Below are 12,918 nucleotides of genomic sequence, written 5' to 3'. Positions count from 1 at the left end.
AATTTTACAAATCAATAACAATACCAGTACTTCTATGCTTAATAAATTCCATGTTATATATCTCCGTTTCTATAAAACCCTTTTTCCAATGATACACGCAGGCACAATAATCTCCCCAGTTTTTTTCGAAATATTTTACCTTTGCATAACAAAGTCTATAACTTTTCATTGCATATAAGGCAATATTTATCTATCACTTTGCTTTTTTCTTCCCCTAATTCATTCTTTAAACAACATATAAATTATTATTATTAGCAACCATAAATATAGGATATACCTTGTTAAATAGATAGTCCAATATTTATATACAATAGATATTGATGTAACTATTATAATTTTTATGAAACTGTGGCATTGTTATTAAAATAGTTTAAAATTATGAAACATTACGCAATATACTGTCGTCTAATTGTTGAAAGAATATTTATAATGTTGGAGGTAAAATTTATGAACCGTAGAATTATACTTGGGCTAATATTGACTATGTCACTTAGTTTGGCATCACTTCCTGTCTCTGCTCTAAATGCAAATGTAGTAAATAATGCTCCTAAACAAAGCATTGTTCTTAATAAAATCAACTTTGAAGTAGTAAGTGAGAAAGATACTCCTCGGATTCTCATGGAAATGGTTAATGAAAATAAAGACAAAAAAGGCTTTGTTTTTACGGTAGATGACTCAACTGGATATATTTATATTGCAGCAATGAGCGGTACTAAACCTACGGTGGGATATTCTATTGAAGTTATAGGTGTTGAAGATAATGAAGGAAAAACTAATGTATTTGTTAAGGAATTAATTCCACCAAAAGAAATGATGGTTGCACAAGTTATAACTCATCCTTATACAATTGTAAGAGCAAAAGGCATTACACCAAATATAACGGTGAAAAATCTTCAACAAGAAAATTTTAATAATCTTACCATAAACCCGCTGGCTTTAAATATTAAAAACAAGAATTGGAAAGATATAAAAAATTATACTAATGTAGCAGAAGACAAAGAGTGGACAATTAAATTTAATATAAGTATTAAAAATCTAATCATTAATAGTGATACAGTATATATTTTGGATAGTTTAGGCAATAAAGTGCAAGTTGCTTTGAACGTAAGTTCTGATAAGACGTATGCTAAAGTTATACCAATTACAAATTATGATTCTTCAGAAATTTATTATCTATTTATATCAAAGAATATTATAGGGGAAGGGAAAAATAAATCTATTATTGAAGGCTATAGAATGAGGTTTAAAATAAGAGATGCAGTAATAGTAGAATAATTACCTATGGAATATATCCATGAACTAAATTAACAAAATATATTATTAATGAACAAATTACTTCTTTTTTAGCACAGGTAATACTATATGTGATAAAATTTTAACTAGTGGAAATAGTTATATTAATAATAATTTTAAACTGAGGGGGATATGAGGATTTAGTATCAGTGAAAAGAAAATAATAGTTATAATTGACTATTTTTAAAAGAAATTGTATAATAAGTTGAATATTTAACAAATTAATATCTAAAATAGGGGGTATTTGTAATGAAAAATAAAAGAATTCTTTCAATAATAGCTGCTGGTGTAATGACACTTTCACTTTTAAGTGGTTGTGGTAAAAAAGCAACACCTGTAGCAACTGAAAAACCAGTAGAAACTACAGCACCTGCAAAAGTAGAAACTACAACACCTGCAGTAGTAGAAACTAAACCTGAAACATTTACAGCTACGGCTCCAAAGTTTGATGATCGTGGTTGGAAAGGTGAGGTATCAGTAACTTATACAGATGGTAAGATATCTAAAGTAGAATATATGGAAGTTAATAAAGATGGTAAGAAAAAGAGTGAGGATCCAGCATACGAACAAATGAAAAAAACCACTGGCGTTTCTCCTGCTGAAGCTTATGCTAAATTAACTGAAACTGCTTTAAAAGAAGATAAGGCAGTAACAGTTACTGGTGCAACTGGTATTTCAACAACTTTTAAAACCTTATATGAGCAAGCTAAGGCAATGAAAAAATAATATAATAATTAAATTAAGAAGGACTTTAGACTTAGGTCTAAAGTCCTTCTTGTTGTAGAAAAGATTTATTATAATTAAAACATTTAAAACTATAATAGTCATTCCAAAAAAAATGATTAAATGAAAATAAGAGGTGTATAATTATGATTTTTTCATTAAAAAATAAAAAAATTAAGGTTATTGCAACGTTTACTATCCTAGCCATAATGCTAACTGCTTGCTCTAAAAAAGTTGTAGAACCAGTGGAACCAATTTCCGGTACTGAGTTTTTAATGGGAACTGTTTGTACCATTAAAATTTATGATAAATCTTCTACTAAAGTACTAGATAAGGCTTTCAAACGAATTGGCGAAGTCGAAAATACAATGAGCATAAATAAAGAAAAAAGTGAGGTTATAGATATAAATAATGCAGCTGGAGAAAAACCAATTAAAATTTCCGATGGAACCATGGAAGTTCTTAAAGAGGGTTTAAAATTCGCAGCATTAACAGATGGGAAAATGGATATAACTGTTGGACCTCTTGTGAAATTATGGGGAATAGGTACTGATGCAGCAAGAGTGCCTTCAAAAGAAGAAATTCAAGTAAAAAAAGCACTAATAGGTTACAAAAATTTAATATTAGATGAAAAAAACAAAACAGCATTTCTTAAAAATAAAGGTATGATTATAGATTTAGGTGCTATAGCTAAAGGATACACTGCGGATGAAGTATCACAAGTTCTAAAAGAAAATGACGTAGAACATGCTATTATAAATCTTGGTGGTAATGTATTTGCTATGGGTAAAAATGTTACTGGAACTCCTTGGAAAATAGGAATTCAAGATCCTTTTACGCAAAGAGGTGATATTATTGGAATGATCGAAGTAGAAAATAAATCCATTGTAACTTCCGGCATTTATGAAAGGTATTTTGAGAAAGATGGTAAGAAATATCACCATATATTAAGCACTAGCACAGGGTACCCTTGTGATAATTCTATAGCAGGAGTGTCCATAGTAAGTACAAAATCAATTGATGGAGATGCTCTTTCTACTAGCGTATTTTCATTGGGACTTGAAGATGGAATGAAATTTATAAATACAATGCCGGGAGTAGAAGCTATCTTTATAACTAAAGACAAGCAAGTATACATTACCCCTGGTTTAAAGAATAATTTTAAAATCACAGATGCAGCATTCACATTAAAAAATTAGGGAATAAAAAATCATGTAATTTCCATTACACTTTTCAAAGACAAACTCTTCTTAAATATGTTATAATATTCTAATGTAAAAGAGGGGTGATTTTATGAGCGGTATTGCAGGAGAAGGTTGTGAAATACGAGTTCCATTTAATGAAAGAAAGCCAGTAGCTGAAATAGAACGTAGTCTTATTACAACCTATAGAAGACCTATCTGGACTAAATTCACTAAAGCTATAGTGGATTATAAGTTAGTTAAAGAGGGGGATAAAATCGCGGTGGCTATCTCTGGTGGTAAGGATAGTCTAATAATGGCTAAATTATTTCAAGAGTTACAACATTACGGCAGCGTTAATTTTGAATTAGAATTTATTGCAATGGATCCTGGTTATCATGAAAATATAAAGGAATTATTAATTGATAATTGTAACCATTTAAATATCCCGGTTAAAATATTTGAATCAAGTGTTTTCCATATAATTGATAAGATAGCAAAGGATTATCCTTGTTACATGTGCGCTAAAATGCGTCGGGGAGCATTATATGCAAAGGCAAAAGAACTGGGATGTAATAAACTTGCCCTTGGCCACCATTTTAATGATGTAGTTGAAACCACTATGTTAAATATTCTTTATTCAGGGAATTTTAAGACTATGCTTCCAAAATTAAAAGCACAAAATTTTAAGGGAATGGAATTAATACGTCCTCTATATTACATTGAAGAACAATATATTGAAGATTTTACTAAAACCAATGGTATTTGGCCACTTAATTGTGCCTGTATGGTTGCAGCTAAAAAGATAGGAAACAAGCGCCATGAAATTAAAGATTTAGTTAAAGAATTAAAGAAGAATTTTAATGATGTTGATAAATCTATTTTTAGAGCGGCACATAATGTAAATATGGATTCTATTTTAGGTTGGCAAAAGAGCGGAGAAAATTATTCATATTTAGATTTTTATGATAAAAATGAAGATGAGGATGAAGATTAATAAGCAGCAGTGGAACATTATTAGGTTCTACTGCTATTTTTATGCAATTGTCATTTTTTTTTTAAGATTAATTATATTTTAGTTTTTTATGTATATTTTAGAAAAATTTAAGAAATGCTTTAGAAAGAGTTTATAACAGTATTGTATAATATAAATATTACGTGTTGTTTAGAATGATAAAATTAGCGAGTATTATCTTAACTATATAAATATAAGATAGATAGCACTTGAAAATTGTTATCTATAAGCAGAAGCAAATAAGGAGGAATAATAATGAAAAAGAAAACAGTAATTTATGGCTTAATTGTAATAGGTGTTTTAAGTGGTACATTTTTTATAAATCAAAAAAAGAATGCTAGTAAGATTGCAACAGTAAAAACCTCAATAGTACAGGTAGGAGAACTTAAATCTTATATATCTACTACAGCAACGGTGAATTCAAAAAGTAGTAAAGAATATTTTGGTCTTCAATCTAAAATTAAAAAGGTCAATGTAGCAGTAGGAGACAAGGTGAAAATAGGTGATGTCCTAGTAACTTATGAAACTATAGATTTAACGTCTACAGTTAGTCAAGCGCAAATTCAATATGATAATGCAATCCTTGCAAAAGAAGATTTGTACAATCAAAATGATGATATCAAAAGCAAAATTGCAGATTTAGCCAAGCAAATTGCTGAATTAGAAAAGAGTTTGAATCCAACGGAAAAAGCAAAATTAGAAAGTTTAAAACAACAAAAGAGTGCCTTAACACCTATCTCCTCGGAGAAGTTAAAACAAACAGATAATTCTGTAAGGCTTGCAGAAATATCATTAAATTCAGCTAAACAAAAGCTTGCAGAAAATAAAAGCACAATAGTAGCTACGAGTGTAGGAGTTGTAACAACAATGAAGGCTATAGAAGGTGCAGTAGGTAATGGTATGGAGGCAGTGGTAGTAGTTCAAGATATAGAAAACTTAAAAGCAACCGCCTCCCTTGGAAAATATGATGCAAGTAAAGTTAAAATTGGTCAAGAAGTACTCGTTAAAAATGGAGATAAAACCTATAAAGGCAGTATTTCATTTATAGACCCCGCAGCAAATAAATCAGTAGGAGTAACCGGAAGTGAAACAACCTTAGCAGTAGAAATATCTATTTTAGATAAAGCTCCAGATTTAAAGATAGATTTCGATGTAGATGTAGACATATTAGTAGGTAAAGTTGCAAGTGCTATTAAAATACCTTCAGAAGCATTAAAGGTAGAAAAAGGTGGTAAAAATTTAGTATACGTTGTTGAAGAAAATGTTGTACGCGAAAGACAGGTAACTATTGGATCCCAGTCAGATACTGAAGTTCAAATAACTAAAGGGATTAAAAAAGAGGAAAAGGTTATCTTGAACCCTTCAACTTCAATTAAAGAAGGCACAATTATAAAAGAGGCAACGGATTAAAGTAAAAGATAATTGTTTTGTACCCCATGGAATACAAGGAGGAATATAAATGTTAGAGGTAAAAGACTTGATAAAAATATACAAAACGGGAGATCTTGAATTTACAGCCCTTAAAAATATTAATCTTAAAATTGAAAAGGGAGAGTTTACTGCAATAATGGGGGCTTCTGGCTCTGGAAAATCTACTTTAATGAATATACTTGGGTGTCTTGATAAAATGAATAGTGGCAAGTACATTTTAAATGGACGTGATATTTCAATTCTGAGCGGTGATGAGCTTGCCTATATTAGAAATAAAGAAATAGGATTTGTATTCCAGTCATTTAACCTTATTCCAAGAATTAGCTTACTTGACAATGTTCAACTTCCTATGATGTACGCAGGAATACCTGCTAAGCAGCGAAAAGAAAAAGCTCTTTATGCACTTGAAAAAGTAGGGCTATCAGATAGAGTACGTCATTTGCCAAATGAAATATCAGGGGGACAAAAGCAAAGAGCTGCTATCGCAAGGGCTATAGTTAATTCTCCGGCGGTGATCATGGCGGATGAACCTACAGGAAACCTTGATTCTAAATCATCAGAAGATATAATGAAGATATTTAAGGATTTGAATAATGAAGGAGCTACAATCCTCATGGTAACGCATGAAACTGATATTGCAAACCATACAAATAGAATAATAAGGTTTAGAGACGGTGAAATTGTATCAGATTCTATTGTTAAGCATAGAATCGTTATATAAAGGGAGTGAAAGGATGAATATATTTGAAAGTATAAAAACAGCCTTAGAAAGTATAAAGGCTAATAAAATGCGATCTTTCCTCACTATGCTTGGAATAATAATTGGTATAAGTTCAGTTATAACAATTGTATCTCTTGGTCAAGGTGGACAAAAGGCTATAACAGGCGAATTTGATAAATTGGGAGCCTCTTCGGTTACAGTTAAAGTGAGTGGAGAAAATGCACAATCAACAGATTATATAACATTAGAAGATGTTAAACAAATAAAAGAAAAGATTGAGAGCATTAAATATGCAAGCCCTGCCTTTCAACTTCAAGGCACTGTTTTTTCTGAAAAGAAGAGTAAAAATGCTTTTATGAGAGGCGGGTCTCCAGATCTTGCATATATAAATAACACAGAAATTATTTATGGAAGGTATTTTAATGAAAAAGAATATGAACAAGGAGCTGCAGTAGGAATAATTGACGAAACGGATGCGATTACCTTATTTGGTTATTCTGATGTGGTAGGTCAAAGTATTAAAATAGGTCAAAATACATTAATGAAAAAGATGACTATTGTAGGTGTTGAGAAAGGAATATCTTCACCTTTTGGAAAAGGTGGTAATTCTGGTAAACCAATTATAATAACTGCACCTGTAACTTTCTTAAGTACGCTACAGTCCAAGGAATTTAAAATAAGTTCCATAACAGTGGTAGCAAATTCACAAGAGAACGGTGAATCCGTAGGAAATGGCACAATAAAAATGTTAGAATCAAGACACAATAACAGAGGAAAAGAAATATATTCAGCAGACAATGCATTGGCAATGCTTGAGCAAATTAACAGTGTTCTTGGAATATTTACAGCATTTATAAGTGCAGTTGCTGCTATATCACTACTCGTTGGTGGTATTGGTGTAATGAACATAATGCTTGTGTCAGTTACAGAGCGAACGCGAGAAATAGGAATAAGAAAAGCTGTAGGAGCAACGACTAGAATAATACTAATGCAGTTTTTAATTGAATCAGTTATTTTATCCCTAATAGGAGGTATAATTGGCATGATCCTGGGTATTGTTGGGGCAGAGATAATAGGAAGTTTTGCTGGAATAACGCCAGTGGTATCTTGGACAGCCATAGTTGGATCTATTTTATTTTCTTCCGCAGTTGGTGTATTCTTTGGTATATATCCAGCTAAGAAAGCAGCTCAATTAGATCCAATCGATGCCCTCAGATATGAGTAAAAATAGGAGCATAAGAACTTCAATAAAATCAAGATTAGTGTTATCTTATATAACAATGCTAATTGTACCAATCATTTTAACGGTACTGGTAGCTTTATTAGCAGGATTATATTACTTTAGTGATGCTCAAACAGCTTATGATGTAAAGTCAAAAATCTATCCTTTTGGTGAAATTATAGATGAAAGAGATAAGTTGTTTGCAGCCATTAAGCTAACTTCTATTGAAGTTCCAGAGAACTTTCAAAATGAAATATATATAAAAAAATTAGAAGAGAAATTGATAGCTCTAAATTCTGGAATAATAGTAAGAAAAAATGACCAAATAGTGTATTCTAGCTCCACAGTTTCAGATTTCAACACAAAAGAATATTTACCAAAATTCGGTGAGTATGTAAAAAGTATAACTGTTCCCTATAGAAATACAAAAATAGGATTGATTTTAAGTCAGCAGGATTTTTACTTTAAAGACAAAGGAAAGGGCAGTGTATTTTTAGCTACTAACGTAGAGCCTTTAAAAAAAGCCTTTAATAAGTTTCACATTACAGTAAGTATATTCATAATAATGATACTTATTTTAACTAATGGTACACTGACTTTAATTGTAGCCAGAAGTATTATAAAACCACTATATAAATTAAAATCTGCAGCTAATGAAATCAAGGAAGGAAATTTAGATTTTCAGATTACAACTGATTCAAAGGATGAGATTGGAGAAGTATGTATTGCTTTTGAGGAAATGAGGGCAAGACTAAAAAAATCTATAAATGTTCAACTTCAGTATGAAGAAAACAGGAAGGAACTTATGACTAACATCTCTCATGATTTAAAAACGCCTATTACTGCAATAAAAGGGTACATTGAGGGAATAAGAGATGGTGTTGCAGATACTCCAGAGAAGACTAGTAAATATATAAACACCATATATACCAAGGCTTCAGATGTAGATAAACTTATTGATGAATTATTTTTATATTCGAAATTGGATTTGAATAAATTTGCATTTAATTTTACAAAGGTAAATGTATACCAATATATAGAAGACTGTATAGAAGAACTATATTTTCATTTACTGGAGAAAAACATCACAATAAATCATCATCCAATAAGTGTAGAACCCATATACGTTATTGCAGATGTTCAGCAGCTTAAAAGAGTATTTATAAATGTAATTGAAAATGCTGTAAAATATATGGATAAGGTTTATGGTGAAATAAATATTATAATTAATCAGGATGAGAGTAGCATTATAGTAGAAATTAAAGATAATGGACAAGGAATCCCTATAGATGCACTTCCATATATTTTTGATAGGTTTTATAGGGTTGACCCAGCTAGAAATATTTCAACAGGTGGAAGTGGTTTAGGTCTTTCCATAGCTAAAAAAATTATTGAACAGCATGGTGGTTATATTAGAGCTCATAGTGTAGAAGGTGAGGGTACAAGTATGGTGTTTACTCTAAAAAAATATAAAAGTGGTGATATGTTATGAAGAAAGTTTTAATTATTGAAGATGATATCAGTATTGCAGAACTTGAAAGGGATTATCTTGAAATAAATGGGTTTGGAGTAGTTATTGAAAATAGTGGGGATAAAGGTCTTCTAGCGGCAAAGCAAGATCAGTATGATTTAATAGTTCTTGACCTTATGCTTCCTAAGATTGATGGCTTCGAGATATGTAGACAAATACGGCAGGGCAAAAATACACCAATAATCATGGTATCCGCAAAAAAAGAAGATATTGATAAAATAAGGGGGCTAGGCCTAGGTGCAGATGATTTTATGACAAAACCCTTTAGTCCGAGTGAATTAGTAGCTAGAGTTAAGGCACATATTTCGAGATTTGAAAGATTAACAGAGGGCAATCAACCCAAAAGTGACAAAATAGAAATAAGAGGACTTTCTATGGATAAGAGCTCTAGAAGAGTATTTATAAATGAAAAGGAAGTAATTCTCACCACCAAGGAATTTGATTTACTAATATATCTTGCTGCTAATCCAAACAAAGTATTTACTAAAGAGGATCTCTTTGAGCGAATTTGGGGACTTAATTCACAAGGTGATATTCCAACGGTAACTGTTCATATAAGAAAAATCAGAGAAAAAATTGAAATAGATCCATCTAATCCCCAATATATTGAAACTATATGGGGCGTTGGTTATAGATTTGAAGTATAGATATAATTTTTTTAATATAAAAAAAATCAAAATAGTGCCTGTGGGGCACTATTTTTCATTTTCTTTCAATTCTTCGATCATAAATTTATCAAAGTAAATTTCCTCTATAAAATTATTTTCATCAAAACTAGTTTTATGTCTTTTATTATATTCATTAATATTTGATTTTAGCCAATAAGGTGTTGCTATATCAAATTTATAACATAATTCTGTTATGCATGCTTTTAAATTTTCTTGATAAGTTTCTTCTATTTCACACGTTGACACTTCATCCTTAACAATTCTATTATCATTAATTAATTTCCCCCAAATTTTTAACATCTTTGCCTCCTTGCTTATCTTTATGAATAGATAAGATTTATGAATTTAGAAAATACCGTAATATTGTCAGATATTTTTTGTTAGACATAAGTTTATCATAAATCATAGTTAAAGTCATGCAATATATTTGAACTTGATTATTTTCTTTGAATATTGCATATACTCAATTTAGTACATCATCAAAGCAATAACTATTCAGTAGCTAGAGTTTATAATTAGTTATATGTACTAAACTAAAACTTAGGAGGAATAAGCCACATGGTTAATTTAGGTACAATTCATTATGTCTATATCTTAATCATTCTAATAATTATTGTAATAATTGCACTTAAAAAAGATGTTATACTTCCATGTATTTTAGGAATTGGAATAATAGGTTATATCTTTACAGGCGATATCCTAAAGGCTGTGCAGATTATATATAAGGCATTGGTGGTATCTGGAAAAGAATTTATTGAAGTAGTTGTTGTTATTGCATTAGTTAATGCAATGTCTAGCGCATTAACTGATATGGGTGTAGATGAACTAATTATAAAACCTATGAAAAAATTAATGATAAACAAAACCATGTCTTTTTTTGTGCTAGGTATTACAATGACTTTTATATCATGGTTTATTTGGCCAACACCTGCAATGATTTTTATTGGTGCATTAATGGTGCCTGCAGCAATAAAATCTGGATTATCCCCTGTATGGGCTGCAGTGGTTTTATGTATATTCGGCAATGGGGTAGCCTTATCAAGTGACTTCGTCCTTCAAGCAGCACCGTCAATAACTGCTAAGACCGCAATTTTGGATAGCCCATTAGGAATTATTAAACAAAGCATTCCCTTTTGGGGTGTAATGAGTATAGTTACTATTACTACGGCCTTTATACTTATGAGAAAAGACAAAAATGTAGAAATTAGGCTTGAGGCAAAAATAACTGAATCTAAACAATTAACACAAAAACAGTCAAGAGCAGTGAAAATAATGGCAATAGCAACTCCACTAACATTTATAATTAATATTATATTGATAAGAAAATTGGGATTAAAAGGTTCAGAATCTACAGCCTTAATAGGTGGTACAGCAGCAATAATAATGATAATTTCATCCATAATTCATACTGGTTTTAAAACATCATTAGGCGAGGTTACTAAATACATTAAAAGTGGGTTTACTTTTGGTATAAATATATTTGCACCAATTATAATTATCGGCGCTTTCTTTTTTTTAGGAAGTGAAGGCACAGCTATTGATATATTAGGAGCTGGAGCCAGTGGTATTTTAAGTGATATAGGAATGTATGTGGCTGGTAGCATTCCCCTATCAAAATATTCTGTCATTGGAATACAAACAGCAGTAAGTACTCTTCTTGGACTTAGTGGTTCAGGCTTCGCAGGACTTCCAATAGTGGGAACATTAGCTCACACCTTTTCTAACGCTATTAATATAGATAAAGAAAGTATTGCAGCCTTTGGCCAAATCATCACCGTATGGATAGGTGGAGGTACCGTAATCCCTTGGAGTGTAGTTGCTGCAGCAGGAATATGCAAGGTTGAACCATTTGATGTAGCTCGGAAGAATATTATACCTGTTAGCTGTGGAATAGTTGCTACAGTGATACTTGCAATGATAATATTATAGTTTAGGCACCTAAAAAAAGAGACTAGTTTATTAACTGGTTATTTTTTTGATGATGCCTTATAATTAATAGAGGCGAAGGCTTTTATAAATGGAAGCCTATAAGATTTACTAATACAGTTTAAGGAGATATTTAACAAATGAACATTCAATGTTTTGGGACTAAAAAATGTTTTGACACGCAAAAAACAGAGCGATATTTTAAGGAAAGAGCTATAAAATATCAATTCATAGATTTAAATATTAAAGGGCTAAGTAAGGGTGAACTACAAAGTGTGAAAAATTCTGTAGGATTAAATAATTTAATAAACACAAAAGCAAAGGATTATAAAAAATTAAATTTAGATCAAATTAGAGGAGAGGAGACTAAAGAAGAGATTTTATTGAAAAACCCACAACTTTTTAAGACTCCTATAGTGCGTAATGGGAAACAAGCCACCGTGGGTTATGTACCAGAGATATGGACAACCTGGGAATAAGTATTAAATTGTTGTATTACTTTGAATTCAGATATTTTGATAACCTAGGAATTAATTGTTTTGCTAAGATTATGGCTATAATTGCTTTTATAATATCACCGGGTATAAATGGTATGCAAGTGTATTTAAGGGCTGTATAAAAATTTATGCTTTTTCCTAAATAGTTTGTAAAAATAAAATAAAAGTAAGGTATCCCTATAATATAGATTACAAAACTTCCTGAAATAACGGAAAATATTATTTTAGAAAGAGACTTATTTTTTTCTGTAAGCCTCCCAATTACATAAGCTGCAACAATAAAAGAAATTAGAAATCCAAAAGTAGGGCTAACTACAGAAGTTAATCCTCCAGTTCCACCTGAGAAAACGGGTACTCCAATTAAACCTAAAATCAGATATGTGATTTGAGATAGTGCACCTAACTTGGCACCTAAGATAAGTCCAGATAAAACAACAAAAAGAGTTTGTAGTGTTACAGGAACTGGACCTAGAGGTATAGAAATAAAACCTCCCACTGCTGTTAGTGATGTAAATAATGCAGTAATTATTAAATCACGTGTAGATAATTTCAAAATAAATTCCTCCCTAAAAAGTAATAAAATAACGTATTACTATTGCTTTAATAGATAAATATGTTATATAACAAAATGTAAACCATATTTTAATATAAGGTTTACAATGATATTATCATGAACTATTTTGAATGTCAAACAAACTATACAAGAAATC

General features: G+C 30.8%; 14 protein-coding genes. 11 read left to right on the top strand and 3 right to left on the bottom strand.

Features of this window, described 5'->3' with window-relative positions; genetic code table 11:
• Positions 1-4 precede the first annotated feature (4 nt).
• Positions 5-169: a hypothetical protein gene (locus G9F72_RS15245; protein WP_224676139.1), complete on the bottom strand. Its 165-nt coding sequence runs from the start codon at positions 167-169 to the stop codon at positions 5-7.
• A gap of 278 nt (positions 170-447) precedes the next feature.
• Here G9F72_RS15245 and G9F72_RS15240 point away from each other — a divergent pair, with 278 nt between their 5' ends.
• The 9 genes from G9F72_RS15240 to G9F72_RS15200 all read left to right on the top strand — a co-directional run bounded on the left by G9F72_RS15240 (position 448) and on the right by G9F72_RS15200 (position 9,764).
• A complete protein-coding gene (locus G9F72_RS15240; protein ID WP_164955505.1) occupies positions 448-1,275 on the top strand; it encodes a protease complex subunit PrcB family protein in 828 nt (275 codons plus the stop codon).
• 267 nt (positions 1,276-1,542) lie between these two features.
• Positions 1,543-2,019, top strand: a complete 477-nt coding sequence (locus G9F72_RS15235) for an FMN-binding protein (protein ID WP_164955504.1) — start codon at positions 1,543-1,545, stop codon at positions 2,017-2,019.
• Between the two features lie 143 nt (positions 2,020-2,162).
• Complete coding sequence (locus G9F72_RS15230) at positions 2,163-3,215, top strand: FAD:protein FMN transferase (RefSeq protein WP_164955503.1); 1,053 nt, start codon at positions 2,163-2,165, stop codon at positions 3,213-3,215.
• A 94-nt stretch (positions 3,216-3,309) separates the two neighbouring features.
• A complete protein-coding gene (locus G9F72_RS15225; protein WP_164955502.1) occupies positions 3,310-4,194 on the top strand; it encodes a tRNA 2-thiocytidine biosynthesis TtcA family protein in 885 nt (294 codons plus the stop codon).
• A gap of 273 nt (positions 4,195-4,467) precedes the next feature.
• On the top strand, positions 4,468-5,622 hold the full coding sequence (locus G9F72_RS15220; RefSeq protein WP_164955501.1) for an efflux RND transporter periplasmic adaptor subunit: 1,155 nt from the start codon (positions 4,468-4,470) through the stop codon (positions 5,620-5,622).
• Positions 5,623-5,671: 49 nt separating this feature from the next.
• The gene (locus G9F72_RS15215) at positions 5,672-6,364 is read left to right on the top strand and encodes an ABC transporter ATP-binding protein (RefSeq protein ID WP_164955500.1); all 693 of its coding nucleotides are present in this window, start codon (positions 5,672-5,674) and stop codon (positions 6,362-6,364) included.
• A gap of 13 nt (positions 6,365-6,377) precedes the next feature.
• A complete protein-coding gene (locus tag G9F72_RS15210; RefSeq protein ID WP_164955499.1) occupies positions 6,378-7,589 on the top strand; it encodes an ABC transporter permease in 1,212 nt (403 codons plus the stop codon).
• A complete protein-coding gene (locus G9F72_RS15205) occupies positions 7,582-9,078 on the top strand; it encodes a sensor histidine kinase (RefSeq protein ID WP_164955498.1) in 1,497 nt (498 codons plus the stop codon). The genes G9F72_RS15210 and G9F72_RS15205 overlap by 8 nt, the downstream gene beginning before the upstream one ends.
• Positions 9,075-9,764: a response regulator transcription factor gene (locus G9F72_RS15200; protein WP_164955497.1), complete on the top strand. Its 690-nt coding sequence runs from the start codon at positions 9,075-9,077 to the stop codon at positions 9,762-9,764. Before G9F72_RS15205 ends, G9F72_RS15200 begins: the two co-directional genes overlap by 4 nt.
• A gap of 48 nt (positions 9,765-9,812) precedes the next feature.
• On the opposite strand, the gene G9F72_RS15195 is transcribed toward G9F72_RS15200, so the two are convergent.
• Positions 9,813-10,085 (bottom strand): hypothetical protein, encoded by a 273-nt coding sequence (locus tag G9F72_RS15195; protein ID WP_164955496.1) that lies wholly within the window; start codon positions 10,083-10,085, stop codon positions 9,813-9,815.
• A 258-nt stretch (positions 10,086-10,343) separates the two neighbouring features.
• Here G9F72_RS15195 and G9F72_RS15190 point away from each other — a divergent pair, with 258 nt between their 5' ends.
• Both G9F72_RS15190 and G9F72_RS15185 read left to right on the top strand, forming a co-directional pair.
• Positions 10,344-11,714, top strand: a complete 1,371-nt coding sequence (locus G9F72_RS15190) for a TRAP transporter large permease subunit (protein ID WP_164955495.1) — start codon at positions 10,344-10,346, stop codon at positions 11,712-11,714.
• Between the two features lie 137 nt (positions 11,715-11,851).
• Positions 11,852-12,190 carry an arsenate reductase family protein gene (locus G9F72_RS15185; protein ID WP_164955494.1) on the top strand — a complete coding sequence of 113 codons (339 nt, stop codon included), beginning with the start codon at positions 11,852-11,854 and terminating at the stop codon, positions 12,188-12,190.
• A 16-nt stretch (positions 12,191-12,206) separates the two neighbouring features.
• Here G9F72_RS15185 and G9F72_RS15180 read toward each other — a convergent pair whose 3' ends face one another.
• Positions 12,207-12,761, bottom strand: a complete 555-nt coding sequence (locus G9F72_RS15180) for a biotin transporter BioY (RefSeq protein ID WP_164955493.1) — start codon at positions 12,759-12,761, stop codon at positions 12,207-12,209.
• Positions 12,762-12,918 lie beyond the last annotated feature (157 nt).

Source organism: Clostridium estertheticum (genome assembly GCF_011065935.2).
Taxonomy (GTDB): Bacteria; Bacillota; Clostridia; order Clostridiales; family Clostridiaceae; genus Clostridium_AD; species Clostridium_AD estertheticum_A.
This window is presented reverse-complemented; position numbering and strand designations above follow the sequence as displayed.